The organism is Paracoccus gahaiensis (genome assembly GCF_005048225.1).
In the GTDB taxonomy this organism is placed as follows: Bacteria; Pseudomonadota; Alphaproteobacteria; order Rhodobacterales; family Rhodobacteraceae; genus Paracoccus; species Paracoccus gahaiensis.
Map to the genome: position 1 here is coordinate 52,084 of NZ_SUNI01000012.1, position 16,293 is coordinate 68,376.

General features: G+C 68.5%; 20 protein-coding genes and 1 tRNA gene. 7 read left to right on the top strand and 14 right to left on the bottom strand.

What is annotated here, in order from left to right:
- Positions 1 to 3: 3 nt before the first annotated feature.
- Genes FA743_RS12645 through FA743_RS12660 form a run of 4 tightly spaced genes read right to left on the bottom strand, consistent with a single transcriptional unit; the run spans position 4 to position 2,617 of the window.
- Positions 4 to 951, bottom strand: coding sequence for a 2-hydroxyacid dehydrogenase (locus tag FA743_RS12645; RefSeq protein ID WP_136886470.1), 948 nt, complete (start codon positions 949 to 951; stop codon positions 4 to 6).
- Entirely contained in the window at positions 948 to 1,280 is a 333-nt protein-coding gene (locus FA743_RS12650; RefSeq protein WP_136886471.1) for a tRNA-binding protein, read from the bottom strand. Before FA743_RS12650 ends, FA743_RS12645 begins: the two co-directional genes overlap by 4 nt.
- The gene (gene proC / locus FA743_RS12655) at positions 1,277 to 2,092 is read right to left on the bottom strand and encodes a pyrroline-5-carboxylate reductase (protein WP_136886472.1); all 816 of its coding nucleotides are present in this window, start codon (positions 2,090 to 2,092) and stop codon (positions 1,277 to 1,279) included. Before proC ends, FA743_RS12650 begins: the two co-directional genes overlap by 4 nt.
- 21 nt (positions 2,093 to 2,113) lie before the next feature.
- A complete protein-coding gene (locus tag FA743_RS12660; protein WP_136886473.1) occupies positions 2,114 to 2,617 on the bottom strand; it encodes a type III secretion system chaperone family protein in 504 nt (167 codons plus the stop codon).
- Positions 2,618 to 2,813: 196 nt separating this feature from the next.
- On the opposite strand from FA743_RS12660, the gene cobD reads away from it, so the two are divergent.
- Together cobD and FA743_RS12670 are read left to right on the top strand one after the other, a co-directional pair.
- Complete coding sequence (gene cobD, locus FA743_RS12665; protein WP_136886474.1) at positions 2,814 to 3,776, top strand: threonine-phosphate decarboxylase CobD; 963 nt, start codon at positions 2,814 to 2,816, stop codon at positions 3,774 to 3,776.
- Positions 3,777 to 3,912: 136 nt separating this feature from the next.
- Entirely contained in the window at positions 3,913 to 4,125 is a 213-nt protein-coding gene (locus FA743_RS12670) for a hypothetical protein (RefSeq protein ID WP_136886475.1), read from the top strand.
- Positions 4,126 to 4,158: 33 nt separating this feature from the next.
- Here FA743_RS12670 and FA743_RS12675 read toward each other — a convergent pair whose 3' ends face one another.
- The 4 genes from FA743_RS12675 to FA743_RS12690 all read right to left on the bottom strand — a co-directional run bounded on the left by FA743_RS12675 (position 4,159) and on the right by FA743_RS12690 (position 7,750).
- Positions 4,159 to 5,568 (bottom strand): glycosyltransferase family 61 protein, encoded by a 1,410-nt coding sequence (locus FA743_RS12675; RefSeq protein ID WP_169308881.1) that lies wholly within the window; start codon positions 5,566 to 5,568, stop codon positions 4,159 to 4,161.
- Positions 5,569 to 5,952: 384 nt separating this feature from the next.
- Positions 5,953 to 6,029: transfer RNA gene (locus tag FA743_RS12680), tRNA-Arg, on the bottom strand.
- 69 nt (positions 6,030 to 6,098) lie between these two features.
- The gene (locus FA743_RS12685) at positions 6,099 to 6,560 is read right to left on the bottom strand and encodes a GNAT family N-acetyltransferase (RefSeq protein ID WP_136886477.1); all 462 of its coding nucleotides are present in this window, start codon (positions 6,558 to 6,560) and stop codon (positions 6,099 to 6,101) included.
- Positions 6,561 to 6,622: 62 nt separating this feature from the next.
- The gene (locus tag FA743_RS12690; protein ID WP_136886478.1) at positions 6,623 to 7,750 is read right to left on the bottom strand and encodes an aminotransferase class V-fold PLP-dependent enzyme; all 1,128 of its coding nucleotides are present in this window, start codon (positions 7,748 to 7,750) and stop codon (positions 6,623 to 6,625) included.
- Positions 7,751 to 7,912: 162 nt separating this feature from the next.
- On the opposite strand from FA743_RS12690, the gene FA743_RS12695 reads away from it, so the two are divergent.
- The 3 genes from FA743_RS12695 to FA743_RS12705 are packed head-to-tail and all read left to right on the top strand — an operon-like array spanning position 7,913 to position 11,282.
- On the top strand, positions 7,913 to 8,623 hold the full coding sequence (locus FA743_RS12695; RefSeq protein ID WP_136886479.1) for a type 1 glutamine amidotransferase: 711 nt from the start codon (positions 7,913 to 7,915) through the stop codon (positions 8,621 to 8,623).
- Positions 8,620 to 9,975 (top strand): glutamine synthetase family protein, encoded by a 1,356-nt coding sequence (locus FA743_RS12700; RefSeq protein WP_136886480.1) that lies wholly within the window; start codon positions 8,620 to 8,622, stop codon positions 9,973 to 9,975. The genes FA743_RS12695 and FA743_RS12700 overlap by 4 nt, the downstream gene beginning before the upstream one ends.
- The gene (locus FA743_RS12705; RefSeq protein ID WP_136886481.1) at positions 9,972 to 11,282 is read left to right on the top strand and encodes an NAD(P)/FAD-dependent oxidoreductase; all 1,311 of its coding nucleotides are present in this window, start codon (positions 9,972 to 9,974) and stop codon (positions 11,280 to 11,282) included. The genes FA743_RS12700 and FA743_RS12705 overlap by 4 nt, the downstream gene beginning before the upstream one ends.
- A gap of 15 nt (positions 11,283 to 11,297) precedes the next feature.
- Here the strand turns inward: FA743_RS12705 and FA743_RS12710 are convergent, their stop codons facing one another.
- The 6 genes from FA743_RS12710 to FA743_RS12735 form a co-directional block, all read right to left on the bottom strand.
- Positions 11,298 to 11,759: a tellurite resistance TerB family protein gene (locus FA743_RS12710; RefSeq protein ID WP_136886482.1), complete on the bottom strand. Its 462-nt coding sequence runs from the start codon at positions 11,757 to 11,759 to the stop codon at positions 11,298 to 11,300.
- A 102-nt stretch (positions 11,760 to 11,861) separates the two neighbouring features.
- Entirely contained in the window at positions 11,862 to 12,722 is an 861-nt protein-coding gene (locus FA743_RS12715; RefSeq protein ID WP_136886483.1) for a PhzF family phenazine biosynthesis protein, read from the bottom strand.
- 88 nt (positions 12,723 to 12,810) lie between these two features.
- A complete protein-coding gene (gene ppk2 / locus FA743_RS12720) occupies positions 12,811 to 13,716 on the bottom strand; it encodes a polyphosphate kinase 2 (protein ID WP_169308882.1) in 906 nt (301 codons plus the stop codon).
- Between the two features lie 55 nt (positions 13,717 to 13,771).
- A complete protein-coding gene (locus FA743_RS12725; RefSeq protein WP_211242270.1) occupies positions 13,772 to 14,236 on the bottom strand; it encodes a hypothetical protein in 465 nt (154 codons plus the stop codon).
- A gap of 109 nt (positions 14,237 to 14,345) precedes the next feature.
- Positions 14,346 to 14,846, bottom strand: a complete 501-nt coding sequence (locus FA743_RS12730) for a PaaI family thioesterase (RefSeq protein ID WP_135313704.1) — start codon at positions 14,844 to 14,846, stop codon at positions 14,346 to 14,348.
- A 3-nt stretch (positions 14,847 to 14,849) separates the two neighbouring features.
- Entirely contained in the window at positions 14,850 to 15,275 is a 426-nt protein-coding gene (locus FA743_RS12735; protein ID WP_136886485.1) for a PaaI family thioesterase, read from the bottom strand.
- Positions 15,276 to 15,408: 133 nt separating this feature from the next.
- Between FA743_RS12735 and FA743_RS12740 the strand changes: the two genes are divergently transcribed.
- Both FA743_RS12740 and FA743_RS12745 read left to right on the top strand, forming a co-directional pair.
- Positions 15,409 to 15,786, top strand: coding sequence for a MerR family transcriptional regulator (locus FA743_RS12740; protein WP_136886486.1), 378 nt, complete (start codon positions 15,409 to 15,411; stop codon positions 15,784 to 15,786).
- Between the two features lie 106 nt (positions 15,787 to 15,892).
- On the top strand, positions 15,893 to 16,291 hold the full coding sequence (locus FA743_RS12745; protein ID WP_136886487.1) for a MerR family transcriptional regulator: 399 nt from the start codon (positions 15,893 to 15,895) through the stop codon (positions 16,289 to 16,291).
- The last annotated feature ends 2 nt before the right edge of the window (positions 16,292 to 16,293 follow it).

Genomic DNA, 16,293 nt, shown 5'->3' on the forward strand with positions numbered 1-16,293 from the left:
TCCTCAGCTCACCAGATCGGGAGGGGTGCCGCCCGCCGCGAAGGCCTTGAGGTTCTCCAGAGCCCGCAGGCCCATCCGGCTGCGGGTGTCGTCCGTCGCGGTGCCCAGATGCGGCAGCAGCGTGGCATTGGGCGCGGCGATCAGGGCTGCGGGCACATGCGGCTCGCGGGCATAGACGTCCAGCCCCGCCCCGGCGATGGTGCCTTCGGTCAGGGCGGCGATCAGCGCGTCCTCGTCGACCACGTCCCCGCGCGCGATATTGACCAGGCAGCCCTGGGTCCCAAGCGCGCGCAGCTCGTCCGCCCCGATCAGGCCGCGCGTGCCCGCGCCCCCCGGCACGGCGATCACCGCCACGTCGCAGGTCCGCAGCAGGTCCTGCAGATCGTCGATCTGGCGCGCCGGGACGCCCGGATCGGCAACCGTCGAGCGGTTGAAGAACACGACCTCCATCCCGAAGCCGTGATAGCAGCGGCGCGCGATGGCCTTGCCGATGCGGCCCATGCCGATGATGCCCAAGGTGCGGCCCGACATCTCGGAGCCCAGAAGCTGCGTGGGGTTCCAGCCGGTCCACTCTCCGGCGCGCAACAGCCGCTCGCCCTCCGAGGCGCGGCGCAGGACCATCAGCATCAGCGTCACCGCGATGTCGGCGGTGGCGTCCGTCACCACGTCGGGGGTGTTGGTCACGGTGACGCCCGCCGCCCGTGCCGCCGCGATGTCGATATGGTTGAAGCCCGCGCCGAAATTCGCCAGCAGGCGGCAGCGCAGATCACCCTGGAACGCGGCCGCCGTGAAGGCATCGCCAAGCGTCGGGATGATCGCATCATGATCGCGCATCGCCTGCGCGGCTTCGGCTTCGGTCAGGGGCGTGTTGTCGCGGAATGTCGCGTCGCAGGCCGCATGGATCGCCTGCGTGGCGCGATCGGTCATGGGGCGGGTGACAAGGACCTTCAAAACAGGCGCCCTCCGTTCGGAACGGTGTGGTCGGGGCGGATCAGCACGACCTCGCCCTCGGGGTCGGGCACGCCCAGCACCAGCACCTCGGAGCGGACCGGGCCGATCTGGCGAGGGGGGAAGTTCACCACGCAGAGGACCTGCGTGCCGACCAGCAGGGCCGGATCGTAATGCCGGGTGATCTGGGCCGAGGATCTGCGTTCGCCCAGATCGCCCAGATCGACCCACAGCTTGATCGCGGGCTTGCGCGCCTCGGGGAAGGGCTCGGCGCGGGTGATGGTGCCCACGCGGATGTCGACCTTCAGAAAATCATCATAAGTGATGGTCATGCCGAACCGCGCCCCAGTTCCCGGCCCCGGTCGGTCGCGGCGGCCACGGTCCGTGCCATCAGGGGCGGCAGGCCGCGATCCGCATCCATCAGCACCGCCAGACCCGCCGCCGTCGTCCCGTTCGGAGAGGTCACGTTCGCGCGCAGCACGGCGGGATCCTCGTCGGCATGGACGGCCAGGGCACCGGCGCCCGCGACGGTCATGCGCGCCAGCTCCAGCGCCAGCGCGGGCGACAGGCCCTGCGCCTCGCCCCCCGCCGCCATCGCCTCGATCATGTGGAAGACATAGGCCGGGCCGCTGCCCGACAGGCCGGTGACGGCGTCCATCTGGGCCTCGCTCTCCAGCCGCACGACCCGGCCCACGGCACGCATCAGCGCCTCGGTCAGATCCAGATGGGCGGGCGTGGCGACCCCGTTGCCGATCATCGCGCTGATGCCCTGCCCGATGGCTGCGGGCGTGTTGGGCATCACCCGCACGATGGGCGCGCCGGGAAAGGCCGCCTCGAAGGTGGCGATCGTCGTGCCCGCCGCGACCGAGATCACCAGCGTGTCCGACAGGTCCGGCATCGCGCCAAGCGCGTCGCCCATCATCTGCGGCTTGACCGCCAGCACCAGCACGGCGGGGCTGTCGGGCAGATCCGCGTTCACCCGCAGGCCGCGGTCCTGCCATTCGGGCGCCAGCTTGGGGTCCAGCACGGTCACCGCGCCGGGCTGAAGCCCGCGGGCCAGCCAGCCCGTCAGCATGGCCCCGCCCATCCGGCCGCAGCCGACCAGCACCAGACCGCGCCGGTTGATCTCGGTGAAATCGCTCATGGCATGTCCCTTTCCGTCGCGTCAGGCCCGTCCGTAGGTGGCGCCCAAGGCGATGTCCAGCGCTGCGGCGGGCGAGGTATTCCCCCAGCCCGCCAGCTGGAACGAGGGATAGAACCGCTCGCAGGCCGTCAGCGCATTGCCGATCATCTGGTCCACCTGCTCGGGCAGGGCGATGGCCTCGCCGGCCAGCACCAGCCCATAGCGCCAGACCATCAGCCGCTGCGGCACCCAGAAGGTGAAGCCGCCGTCCCAGACCTGGTCGTTGGCCAGGTTGATCGTCTCGTAGATGGCGGGCAGGCGGCCCTCGGGCGGGTCCATCTCGAAGGTGCAGATCAGGCGCAGCACCTCGTCGCCGGGCGACCAGGCCAGCGTCAGGGAATAGCTGCGCCACTGCCCCTCGACCGCCATGGCGATCTGGTTGTCGGCCAGCCGGTCGAAATCCCATTCGTGATGGGTGGCCACGGCCTCGACGATGTCGATCGGGTGGATCTCGTCGCTGGCGATGAAATGGTCGGTCTGTGCCATGGCCTGCCTCCTGCCGGGGTGCGCACCGCTGTCTGTGGGCGGTTGCACAAGACCGGGCGGATGTGCCCGGTGCCTCCACCACATATCGTGGTCACCTTTGGTGCGCGTGTAAAGCGGGAATCAGGGCGCCGGGATTGCGAAGCTGCCCGCGCTGGCCTAGCAGGACAGCCAGAGCCACAGGGGCAGGAGGCGGCGGATGCCAAGGGATCACGGTGGCAATCTGGACGCGGCTGTGGCCCGGTATGGCGCGGGCGACTGGATCGACCTGTCGACCGGCATCAACCGACGTCCCTGGCCGGTGCCGCCCCTGTCGCAGGCCGCCTGGCGCGCCCTGCCGACGGCAGCAGCCGAAGCCGCGCTGGTCCGCAGCGCCGCCGGTTGGATCGGCTGCGCCCCCGGCCGGGTGCTGGCGGTGGCGGGGGCCACGGCGGCGATCCAGATGCTGCCGCGCCTGCTGCCGGGGCGGCGCGCGGCGGTGCTGACGCCCAGCTACAACGAACATGCCGCCAGCCTTGCCGCCGCCGGGTGGCAGGTCTCCCCTGCCCCGGACCTCGCGGCGATGGCGGGCGCCGATCTGGCCGTCGTCGTGAACCCCAACAATCCCGACGGGCGCGAATGGCCGCCCGAAGTGCTGGCCGATCTGGCCGCGCGGGTGGGCTGGCTGGTCGTCGACGAGAGCTTTGCCGATCCGCGCCCCGATCTGTCGCTGGCCCCCGCCCTGCCCGGGAATGCGGTGGTGCTGCGCAGCTTCGGCAAGTTCTGGGGGCTGGCGGGGCTGCGGCTTGGCTTCGTGCTGGCCGTGCCGGACCTGCTGGCCCGGCTGCGCGAGGCGGCGGGCCCCTGGTCCGTCAGCGGCCCCGCGCTGGAGATCGCCACCGCCGCCATGTCCGACAGGGCTTGGGCCGACGAGGCCGTCACCTATCACGGCGAGGCCAGCCTGAACCTGGACCGGCTGGCCAGCCGCGCGGGCTGGCAGCCCTTGGGCGGCACGCATCTGTTCCGGCTGTATCACACGCCCGATGCGGGCGCCGCGCAGGACCGGCTGGCCCGCGCACATATCTGGAGCCGACGCTTCCCCTATTCCGACCGCTGGCTGCGTCTGGGGATTCCGGGCCATGCCGGGGAATGGGATCGGGTGCGCGCCGCGCTGCGGTCCTGAAGCCAGGAATCGGCTGCCCTGCCGCGTCCCGGTCTTTGCCGGAACAACGCGGGTCGGGATGCGTTCCGGGCGACAGCGTCACGGGAGGCCGAAAGGCCCCCGGCATTGTCCCACCCGTTCCCCGAAGGAGAGCCCCATGCCCGTCTTCACCATTGCGATGGGCGCCGCGCCCCATCTGAAACTGTCCGAATCGGGCACCGAGTTCCTTGCCTCCGGCCCGCACATGGCCTTCGACAGCCATGACGGCGCCTTGGCCTATGTCCTGGCCCATACCGAGGACGCGCCGCTCAAGGGCCTGCGCGCGACCGTCATCGAGGATCTGGCGCTGGAAGGCGACGCCCAGCCCTGAGCGCCGGGGCGGGATCGCAGCCGAGGCCGGGGTTCACCCGACCTCGGCGGCCTGCCTTTCCTTGATCCGGGCAAGACCCTGCCGGGCCGCCTCCGAATCCGACAGGTTCAGCAGCCGAGTATAGCAGTCCTGCGCTCTCCTGTTATGGCCGCAGGTTTCGGCAAGCTGTCCGCGCTGTTCCCAATACTCGACAGTGTCGGAATAGAAGGGCATGTTCGCATCGAGCAGGCGGTAGGCCTGCGCATAGGCCTTTCTGTCCATGAAGAACCGGCAATGGCGCAGCAGTCCCGAGATCCGGCCGTTCTTCTTGTCCGTCAGCCCCGAGGTGACGATCTGCAGGATCCGCTCGAGATCCTTCGCCGACACGACGGGGGCGAAGAACCCGTCATCGACATAGGAGGGGTCGCGGTCCTCATCGTCGAAATCCATGCCGACGACGATCAGGTGATAATGACACCCCGAAACATGGCACAAGGGGATGAAGTCGACCCACCGGCTGACGGCCGTCTGATAGGTGGCGATCTCGAACACATGGGCGTTCTCGCGGGCGAACATCATGTTGGTCAGTCCCGCCCCATGCTGACCGATGATGCAATCCGCCTCGCTGACGCATTTCACCTGCTCCAGCGGGGACATCTTTTCGAAATAGACGACCTCGAATCCGATCTTCTTCAGCGACCGGATCAGCTCCTTCTCTCCACCCATGACGCGCTTGCGGGACAGGCCCTCGGCGCGGGCCGTGTAGATCAGCTTGGACCAGGTCTTGCCGACAGTCGCCTTGGCCCGCGCGACCATCGCATCCCGAAACCGGACGATGGTCTGATCGAAGGAGTTCAGTTGCAGCGTTTTGACCGGATGCGGCTTGGCATCGTACCCGTCCCAATTGTTCCCTGCAGGTCGGGCCGCCGCGATCTTGGCATGATGATCCCCGGAAAACTGGTAGAGCAGATGCTCGCACGAGATCGGCATCACGACCGAGGGGACCTCGTCTATCTGTTCCTGGGAAAAAGACTTGGCCTCGACATGCGGCCCGACCAAGGCGTCGCATTCGGAAACCCATCTTCCGATATAGGGCTCCATATGCTTGTTCTTCGTGGCAAAGGAAATATCGTCGAACGACTCCGAAAAAGGTCCGGGCAAGAACGCCTGATGCAGGCTTTCGCTGGTGAAGTGAAAGAAGTTGTGCAGGTTCTTCGCGTCGATCCAGACCGATTTCGTCTCCGGCGCCGCCAGCGTCATCGCGCGCGGGTCGAGCAGCCCGTCATAGATCTCGTCGAAGATCGTCGTGCTTTCCGGAGCAAATTTCATGTCCTTGCGCAGCTTGTTCCGCGCCCGATGCGCCGCCGCCCCGTTCAGGACGATCTTGCCCCGCGTGGTGATATAGGTGCCCTTCAGCTTGGGGCGCTGGATTTCGGCCAGAATGGTCCTGATCGAAAATCCCATGACCATGCGCTTTTGCCAGTAATAATCCGTGACATATCCATCCAGGATCTTGCTGCGGCGCGGGTTGTCCAAAAGATTATAGGCGGCAATATCCCCAAGGGGAATTTCCGAAACCATATCCTCGGGATATTCAAGAAGTTTTATTCCGCCATCTTTTGAAAAGCTGTGCAGCATAATGTCACTTCTTTTCTGCTACGATCGAAATACGGCTAACAGCTTCACATTGAGCCATCAACCCAGGCCTCTCCTTAAGGCTGAAATAGTTAATAAATGATGAACATTGCGCGCGCCTTGGGCAGATCAACCCACCTTGCACGCAGAGTGCCGTCCTGCGGCGCAGCCCGCGCCACAAAGCCGATGGGCGGCAGCATTCTTGGCGGACATTGGCGACCCCGGCAGGACTCGAACCTGCAACCTATTGATTAGAAGTCAATTGCTCTATCCAGTTGAGCTACGGGGCCGGTCGCTTTCCCCTCATAGCGCCGGATGGGGCGGCTTTCAAAGCCTTATCGCATCGGCGGGCCGGAAGCCTACAGCAGCAGGGTCATGAAGACCGAATGGGGATCGGCGCGATAGCTGGCAAAGGGCGGGCATTCGGTGAAGCCCTCGCGCGCATACAGCCCCCGCGCCGGGGCAAAGCCGGGCTGCACGCCGGTTTCCAGCGACAGGCGGCGGAAGCCCGCCTCCCGCGCATGGGCCAGCAGATGGCGCAGCAGCATGCGCGACAGGCCCCGCCCGCGCTGCTCGGCCATCACATGCATGGATTTCACCTCGCCCTCGGACCGGCCCAGATCCTTGACCGCACCCATCGCGACGGGCAGGCCCGCATCGCGGATCACGAAGAACGCGATGGCGGGATCGGCCAGCGCATCCTTGGGCAGCATGTGGATCGATCCGGGCGGCGTATCGGCATGCATCTCGGCGGTGTGGCGCGCAAACAGCGGGTCCAGATCCGCCGAAAGCGGGCTTTCCGTATGGATCGTCAGCGTCATTCCCGGACCTTTTGCCACCTTGCCCCACCGGACCTAGCCCGGCGTGACGCCCGGGTAAAGCGTCAGAGCACCTGGTCCAGCACCGGGACCAGCCGCGCCAGCGTGCCGTCCACGTCCTTCAGCTTGTCCAGCCCGAAGAGGCCGAGCCGGAAGGTCGAGAATCCCTCGCCCTCCTCCAGCGCCAACGGGACTCCCGCGGCGATCTGCGTGCCGAGTGCGGCGAAGGCGCGGCCCGATTTCACCTCGGGGTCGGCGGTATAGCTGACGACCACGCCCGGCGCCTGGAACCCCTCGGCCGCGACGGACCGGATGCCCCGCGCCGCCAGTTCGGCCCGCACCGCGCGGCCAAGCTGCCATTGCGCATCCGCCGCCTCGGCAAAACCCATGGCGCGGGTCTCCTCCATCGCATCGCGCAGGCCCAGCAGCGCGTCGGTGGGCATGGTGGCGTGATAGGCGTGGCCGCCGCCCTCGTAGGCGGCCATGATCGCGCGCCATTTCTTCAGGTCCAGCGCGAAGCTGTCGCTGACAGAGCCCTCCAGCCGCTCGGCGGCGCGCTCGGACAGCATCACCAGCCCGGCGGCGGGCGAGGCCGACCAGCCCTTCTGCGGGGCCGAGATCAGCACGTCGACGCCCGTGGCTGCCATGTCCACCCAGACCGCCCCCGAGGCGATGCAGTCCAGCACCATCAGCGCGCCGACCTCATGCGCCGCCTCGGCCAGCGCCGCGATGTAGTCGTCGGGCAGGATCAGTCCCGCCGAGGTCTCGACATGCGGCGCGAAGACCGCATCGGGGCGGGTCTCGCGGATCTTGGCCACCACCTCGTCGAGGGGCGGCGGGGCATAGGCGGGCTGGGGCTCGTTGCCCTGCGGGCGGGCCATGGCAACCGTCACCTCGCGCGCGAAGCCGCCCGCCTCGAAGATCTGGCTCCAGCGATAGCTGAACCAGCCGTTCCGCACGATCAGCGCATGGGCGCCCCGGCCGAACTGCCGCGCGACCGATTCCATCGCATAGGTCCCGCCGCCCGGCACGATGGCCACCGCCGAGGCGCCATAGACCTCGGCCAGGGTGGCGGACAGGTCGCGCATCACCTGTCCGAAGCGCTGCGACATGTGGTTCAGCGAGCGGTCGGTGAAGACGACCGAGAACTCGTCCAGACCCTGAGGGTCGATCTGGGGGCGCTGATGGGGCATGGGGGCGTCCTTTCGCATCTTTGGGCGGCAGTCTTGGGGCGGAAGTCTAGCCGCAGCGGGGTCCTGCGGCCAGACCGCCAAAGGGTTGGGACCGATCCCCCCTTGCAGGCCCCCCCGTGGCACGACTACCTTCGCGCCATCGGGACAACATCAAGGGTTTTCATGCGGATCGGCATCCTTCAATGCGGCCAGTCGCCTGCCCAGCTGAAGCAGACTCTAGGCGACTATCCCGACATGTTCGTGCGCCTTCTGGCCGGGCGGGGCTTCACCTTTTCCGTCTGGCATGTCGAAGGGATGGCGTTCCCCGACGAGGTGACCGAGGCTGACGGTTGGCTGCTGACCGGCTCGCGCCACGGCGCCTACGAGGATCACCCCTTCATCGCGCCGCTGGAAGATTTCATCCGCCGCGCCCATGACGCGGGCGTGCCGATGGTGGGGATCTGCTTCGGCCACCAGATCATCGCGCAGGCGCTTGGCGGCACGGTCGTCAAGCATCCGGACGGATGGGCGGTGGGCACGCAGGATTACGACTTCGACGGCCAGCCAGTGCGGCTGAACGCCTGGCATCAGGATCAGGTCGTGGCGTTGCCGCCGGGGGCCGAAGTGGCCGGGCGCAACGCCTTCTGCCAGAACGCCGCGCTGATCTATGGCGATTGGGCCTATACGGTGCAGGCGCATCCCGAATTCGGGGACGCCTTCGTGCAGGGGCTGATGGAAACCCGCGCCCGGGGCGTGGTGCCCGACGACATCCTAGAAGGCGCCGCCGCCCGGATGGGCGAGGACAAGGGCGCGGACCTGATCGCCGACCGGATCGAGGCCTTCTTCAAGCAACCCCGCGCGCTGGCGCGTCAAGATGCCCAAGGTGCCCCATGACCGACTGGACCGACAAGCTGCCCGCCGCCGCCCGGGCCTTCATGGCGGGCCGGCGCCTAGACGAGGTCGAATGCATCGTGGCCGACATCGCCGGCGTCGCGCGCGGCAAGGCCATGCCCGCGTCGAAATTCGCCCGGCAGAACCAGTTCTACCTGCCCAACTCGATCTTCCTGCAGACGATCACCGGGGAATGGGCCGACAACCCCTCGGGGGCCTTCACCGAACCCGACATGGTGATGGTGCCCGATTACACGACCGCCACCGCCGCTCCCTGGACGGCGGACTGGACGATCCAGGTCATCCATGACGCGACCGACCAGCAGGGCAACCCGATGCCCATGGCGCCGCGCAATGTCCTCAAGCGCATCGTGAAGCTCTACGAGGACAGGGGCTGGAAGCCCGTCGTCGCGCCCGAGATGGAATTCTTCCTGGTCGCCCGCAACATCGACCCCAACCAGCCGATCATTCCGCCGATGGGCCGCACCGGGCGCCGGGCGGCGGCCAAGCAGGCCTATTCCATGTCGGCGGTGGACGAATACGGCAAGGTCATCGACGACATCTATGATTTCGCCGAGGCGCAGGGCTTCGAGATCGACGGCATCCTGCAGGAAGGCGGCGCCGGCCAGGTCGAGATCAACCTGAACCACGGCGACCCGGTGGCCCTGGCCGACGAGATCTTCTACTTCAAGCGCCTCATCCGCGAGGCGGCGCTGCGCCACGACTGCTTCGCCACCTTCATGGCCAAGCCCATCGAGGGCGAGCCGGGCAGCGCGATGCATATCCACCATTCGGTGATCGACCAGGCGACCGGGCAGAACATCTTCTCGGACGAGCGGGGCCGCGAGACGCCCGCCTTCCTGCATTTCATCGCCGGGATGCAGAAGCACCTGCCCGCCGCCATCGCGCTGCTGGCGCCCTATGTGAACAGCTATCGCCGCTATGTCCCGGATTTCGCCGCCCCCATCAATCTGGAATGGGGCCGCGACAACCGCACCACGGGCCTGCGGGTGCCCATCTCGGGGCCCGAGGCGCGGCGGCTGGAAAACCGGCTGGCCGGGATGGATTGCAACCCCTATCTGGGGATCGCCGCCAGCCTCGCCTGCGGTTATCTGGGCCTGATCGAGGCGGAAAATCCCCGAGCCGAATGTCTGGGCGACGCCTACATGTCGCGCGACGAGCTGCCCTATAACCTGGGCGACGCGCTGGACCTGATGATGGAGAACGCGGCCATGCGCGAGGTGCTGGGCGAGGAGTTCACCGCCGTCTACGAATCCGTCAAGCGCAACGAGTACAAGGAGTTCCTGCAGGTCATCAGCCCCTGGGAACGCGAACATCTGCTGCTGAACGTATGAACCTGCTGCATCTGAACGACCGGCCCGGAGCCTATCCGCCCAGCCTCTATGCCGCGGACAGCCCGCCGCCCGCCGCCCGCCCGCCCTTGCAGGGCGAGGCGCGGGCCGACGTGGCGGTGATCGGCGCGGGCTTTACGGGCCTCTCCGCCGCGCTGCATCTGGCACGGCGCGGGCTGTCGGTCACGGTGATCGAGGCGCAGCGCGTGGGCTTCGGCGCCTCGGGGCGCAACGGCGGCCAGATCGGCTCGGGCCAGCGGCAGGAGGTCGACTGGCTGGAGGCGCAACTGGGCCACGACACCGCCCGCCGCCTCTGGGATCTGGGCGAAGAGGCCAAGGCCTTGACCCGCGCGCTTGCCGCCGAGGCCGGGGTGCCCGTCCGCGACGGCATCGCCCATGCCTGCCGCTCGGACGCCGAGGTGGATCACGCCCGCCACATGGCCGACCATCTGGCGCGGCATTACGACTATGACAAGGTGCAAGCGCTGGACCGCGACGGGCTGGCGCAGGCGCTTGGCAGCACCGCCTATGCCGGGGGCGATCTGGACCGGGGCGCAGGCCATGTCCAGCCGCTGGCCCTGACGCTTGGCCTGGCCCGCCTGGCCGAGGCTGCCGGCGCCCGCATCCACGAGGGCAGCGAGGTCACGGGCATCGACCACGCCCCCCATTCGGGCACGCCCAGCACCGTCCGCACGGCAGAGGGCCATGTCACCGCCGATCACGTCATCCTGGCCTGCAATGGCTATCTGGGCGCGCTGGACCGGGACATCGCCGCGCGCGTGATGCCGATCAACAACTACATCGTGGCGACCGAGCCCCTGGGCGACGCCTTCCCCGAGATCCTGCCCGACCGCATCGCCGCCGCCGACACCAAGTTCGTGGTGAACTACTGGCGGCTGGACGACCGCCGCCGCCTGATCTTCGGCGGCGGAGAGACCGCGACCTACCGTTTTCCCCGCGACATCGAAGGGGTCGTGCGCCCGCATCTGCTGTCGGTCTATCCCCAGCTGGCCGACATCCCCCTGGCCCATGCCTGGGGCGGCACGCTGGCCATCACCATGAACCGCATGCCCTGCTTTGCCCGGCCCGCGCCGAACTGCCTGTCGGCCAGCGGCTATTCGGGCCATGGCGTCGCGATGGCGACGCTGGCGGGACGGCTGATGGCCGAGGCGGTGGCGGGACAGGCCGAGGGGTTCGATGCCATGGCGGCGGTGCCCACCCGTGCCTTCCCGGGCGGCGCGGCCTTGCGCGCGCCCCTGCTGGTCGCAGGCATGGCGTGGTTCGGGCTGCGCGACAGGCTGGGCTTCTAGGCGGGCGACCTCTGATCAGGCGGGCGGCAGCCCCATCTGCACCATCACCTGACGCCGGATCAGCGCCGAATCCCGATCGGTGATCCCCAGCAGCCCGGACACGAGGCGGATCAGGCTGTCCTCGTCCGCGCCGCGCGTGTCATCGGCAAAGGCCACCTCCCACATCGCGGCCAGCACGCCCTGGCGGTCCTCCAGCGCGATGCGGTCCTTGATCTGGCGGGTGAAGCGGACGGTATCGCTGGCCTCGGCCTCCATCGCCTCGGCCTCGGCGCGCCGTTCGGCGGCCTCATGCGGGGTCAGGCCCCGGCGGCAGGCCAGCACCTGGTCGATGCGGGCACGTTCGGCATCGTCATAGTGATCGTCGGCACGGGCCACGCGGACCAGCAGGGCGGCGATGGCCAGCTCTGCATCCTCGGCGCCGAACGGGTCGGGCCCGGGCGCATCGCCCATCAGACGGGTCAGAAGATCCTTGAACATCATGGCAACATGCTCCCTGCATCGCCCCGGGTCCAGCCCGGCGGCGGCGCGGCCCCGATCACATCTGCGGCAGCGTGCCGACGACCCGCCCGCATCGCCCGCTCACACTTCGGGCACGCGGATGCGCCCCTCGGCCACCCGCACCGCCCGCCCCGAGACGCAGACCTGCGCCAGACGCCCGTCCGTCACGGTGATGCGCAGGCCCAGTTCCGCCGGACGGCCCATCTCGACCCCCTGGCGCAGGGCCAGCCGCGTCTCGCCCTCGGCCAGCGCCCCCGCCGCCAGCAGGGCTGCGGCCAGCACCGCCGTGGCCGATCCGGTCGCCGGATCCTCGGGCACGCCATTGGCCGGTGCGAACATCCGCGCCCGGAAGCCCGCGCCCTCGGGGGCATAGCAATAAAGCTTGGCGATCTCGCCGGTCAGCGCGTCGAAGGCCGCGCCCCGGGGACGCGCCTCCGCCAGCGCCGCCAGATCGCGCAGCGGCGCGAAGACGAAACCCGGCCCGGCATGGGCGATGCAGGGCCGGTGCGCGCCGAACCCCACCTGCCCGACTTCCAGCCCCAGCCCCGCCGCCACCGCCTCGGGCGTCACGACGTCGCCCGACAGCACGGGCAGCACCGGCGCCGCGAACTCGGCCAGCCCCGACGCGATCCGCACCGGCACAGGCCCGGCCTCTTCCTCCAGCACGAGGCGGCCGTCCGCCCCGCCTGCCAGGTGCAGCGCGCAGCCGATGGTCGGATGGCCCGCGAAGGGGATCTCGGCCAGAGGCAGGAAGATCCGCACCCGCGCCGCATGAGCCGGGTCGCGCGGCGCCATCACGAAGATCGTCTCGGACAGGTTGAGCTGCCGCGCGATCGCCTGCATCTGCGCGCCGCTCAGGGCATCCGCCCCCATCACCACCGCCAGCGGATTGCCCGAGAAGGCCCGATCGGTGAACACGTCATAGACGAAGAACTCCAGCATGACGCCCTTTCATCTTGGCCCAAATATCCCCGGGGGAGTCGCCGCCAGGCGACGGGGGCGGGAGCCCCCTCCCCCGCCCCCCACGATCTCAGTACTTCTGCGGCACGTACAACTCGCGCGGCAGGACCTCGCGCTCGTAATCGGGGTTGAAGACCCGGTCGGGCAGATGCACCTCCTCATGGGGCACGTCGCCATAGGGGATCAGCCCCAGCAGATGATCGATACAGTTCAGCCGCGCGCGCTTCTTGTCGTTGCCGGGCACGATGTACCAGGGCGCCTCTGGGATGTTGGTGCGCTCGAACATGTCCTCCTTGGCCTTGGTATAGGCCTCCCACCGGATGCGGGACTGCAGGTCCATGGGCGACAGCTTCCACTGCTTCAGCGGATCGTGGATGCGGATCTGGAAGCGCATCTGCTGCTCCTCGTCGGTGACCGAGAACCAGTACTTCACCAGCCGGATGCCGGACCGCACCAGCATGCGTTCGAATTCCGGCACGTCCTGGAAGAACTGCTCGACCTGATCCTCGCCCGCGAAGCCCATCACCCGCTCCACGCCCGCGCGATTGTACCAGCTGCGGTCGAACAGCACGATCTCGCCGCCCGCCGGCAGATGGGGCACGTAGCGCTGGAAGTACCACTGGGTCTTCTCGCGGTCCGAGGGGGCGGGCAGCGCCACGACGCGGGCCACGCGCGGGTTCAGCCGCTGCGTGATGCGCTTGATCGCGCCGCCCTTGCCGGCCGAATCGCGGCCCTCGAAGATCACGACGACCTTCTCCTGATGATGGCTGACCCAGTCCTGCAGGCGGATCAGCTCGGATTGCAGGCGCAGCAGCTCGTGGAAATAGGTCTTGCGGTCCATCTGGTCGGGATGGTGGCTGCGATAGATGCGGCGGATCTCGGCGGACAGGACCGCATCCTCCAGCTCCAGCTCCATGTCCTCGTCCAGGGTTTCCTGCAGCTCGGCTTCCAGCCAGTCCTTGTAGGTGTTGGTCATCGACATCTCCGGAATATGTTGCTGCGGTCTAGGAGGGATATGTGACATTCCCGCGTCAGCGTGCAAAGAGCCGCGCACAATCGGGGGTCACCGCCAGGACGAACCCGCCATCGCGCAGCCCGTCCACCGTCCCGCACCAGGCGCCCTGCGTGGTGAACAGGCTCTTCGTGCCGCGCGCCGGGCGATAGGCCACGCGTCGTCCGCCCAGGTCGAACAGGTTCAGGACGCCCCCCGCATTGGGCGCGTAATAGCCCAGCACCGAGCCGTCCGAGGTGAAGATCACCCGCTGCTCGTTGGCCGGGTTCTCGGGCCGGTTCGCCGGGGCCGAGGCGGAATTGGCGGTGTTGCCCGCCGAATTCCACGCCGCATGGGGCGCGTTGCCCGCCCGCGCCGGGTTGTTGGCGGGATGGCCCGGCCCCAGGTCGAAGGGCAGCTGCGTGCGGTCCAGGACGACCAGCGGCGCATCCGCCAGGGCGGGGACGGGCAGCATCAGAAACAGGCTCAGCGCAAGACGCAGCATGGCGGGAACGGTCCTCGTGTCGGCGTGCCCCATCATGGCCAAGGATCGCGCCCGGCGCCAGAGCCTGATCTGCCCCCGCTGGTCCGGACCGGCCCGGCGGCCCGGCGCCTCAGGGCTGCGGCATCAGGAAATGCCCGGTCGCCTGCGCGATCAGCCGCGCGCGGTTGTCCTGCCAGGCCTCGACATGGACGGAGGCATAGCGCCGCCCCGACCGCACCACCCTCGCCCGGGCATAGGCGTCGCGCGGCAGGCCCGAGCGCAGATAGTCCACGGTGAAGTCGATGGTCTTGGGCAGGCGCGGCAGGCTGCCCTCGACGGCGGCATCGGGGGCGATGCGGCCCGATTCCAGATCCTCCCACATCGCGGCCCAGCCCAGCTCGATGATCGCCGTCACCTCCAGGAAGGCCGCCGTGACCCCGCCATGCAGCGCGGGCAGCATCGGATTGCCGATCAGCTTCTCGTCATAGGGCAGGATCGCCGTCAGCTCGTCCCCGCGCCGGTCGAAGCGGATGCCCAGCCAGCTCATGTAGGGCACGCCGCTGACCATCGCATGCAGGGCGCTGTCGCGGCGCGACTTGATCTGGTGCAGGGGCTCGTTTCGGTCGGCCATGGTCTAGCGTTCCGCCGTGAAGGCGCCGGTCGCGGCGGCGACGGGGTTCTCCTCGTCCTCGTCCAGCGCGGTCGCGCGCAGGAAGGCCACGCTGCGGGTCATGTGATAGCATTCGGCCCGCGCCGTGATCCGCTGCCCCGGCGTCGCGGCGCGCATGTAGTCGATGCGCAGGTCGATCGTCGCGGTGGATCGCGGGTTCGTCGGATGGACCATCACCGCCGCCCCGCAGCAAGTGTCCATCAGCGCCGAGACGACGCCGCCATGGATCACCCCGGTGCGCGGGTCGCCCACCAGATGCTCGGCCCAGGGCATGCTGATCACCGCCCGGCCCGCGCCGATCTCGTCCACGCGCATGCCCAGGGCGCGCGCATGGGGGATCGCCTCGATGAACTGCTTGGCGATGCGGGCGTGATCCTCGGGGTCGGTCATCGGGCGCTCCTTCTTTCACCGACCCTAGCGCCAGGTGCCGCGCACACTCAAGCCCCGCCGCCGCGCGTTTCGGTTGAGAAACCCGGCGTCCCGCCCTAGGCTGACGCGCAGGGAAGTCGGCAAGGAGGCGCGGATGAGCGATGACCGGATCAGCTTCAAGGACATGTGCACGCGCTTCGACGTGACGCCTCGGACGCTGCGCTACTACGAATACATCGAGCTGCTGCAACCCCGCAAGGAAGGCCGCACCCGGTTCTACGGCGCGCGCGAGGTGGCGCGGATGACGCTGATCCTGCGCGGCCGCCGCTTCGGCTTCAGCCTGGAGGAGATCCGGCAATGGCTGCAGATCTACGACAAGAAGGGCTCGCGCGAACAGTATCAGGTCTGGATCGACATGGCCGACCGGCAGCTTGCGGTGCTGGACGGGCAGATCTCCGACCTGCGCGCCGCCCGCGACGACCTGGACGAGCTGCGCCGCATCACGCGGGACGAGTTGACCAAATTGAGCTGACGCTGCGGCAGGCGCGCCCGTGACGCGGCGTTTCGCTTACCTGCACGTCAGCTTTGGGATAGGTTCACATCAGGACGGAAAGCCGGTGTGAGGAGGAGCGTACCGAATGTCCGACGATCTGATTTCCATCCGCCAGATGTGCGACGCCTTCGAGGTCACGCCCCGGACGCTGCGCTTCTACGAGGCGCGAGAGCTGATCTTTCCCCATCGCCGGGGCCAGCACCGCCTGTATGACCGGCGCGACCGGGCCCGGCTGACGCTGATCCTGCGCGGCAAGCGCTTCGGCTTCAGCCTGGAACAGATCCGCCAGCTGCTGCAGCTCTACGAGCCCGGCGGCACCAACCGCGCGCAGATCGCCGCCACGATCGAGATCGGCCGCGCGCGGCTGGCCGACATGGAACAGCAATATGCCGAACTGAGCGAGGCCATCGCCCAGCTCAAGGTGCAGATCACGGATGCCCAGGGCCGACTTTCCGCAGCCCCCCACGAACAGCCCACAGGATGACG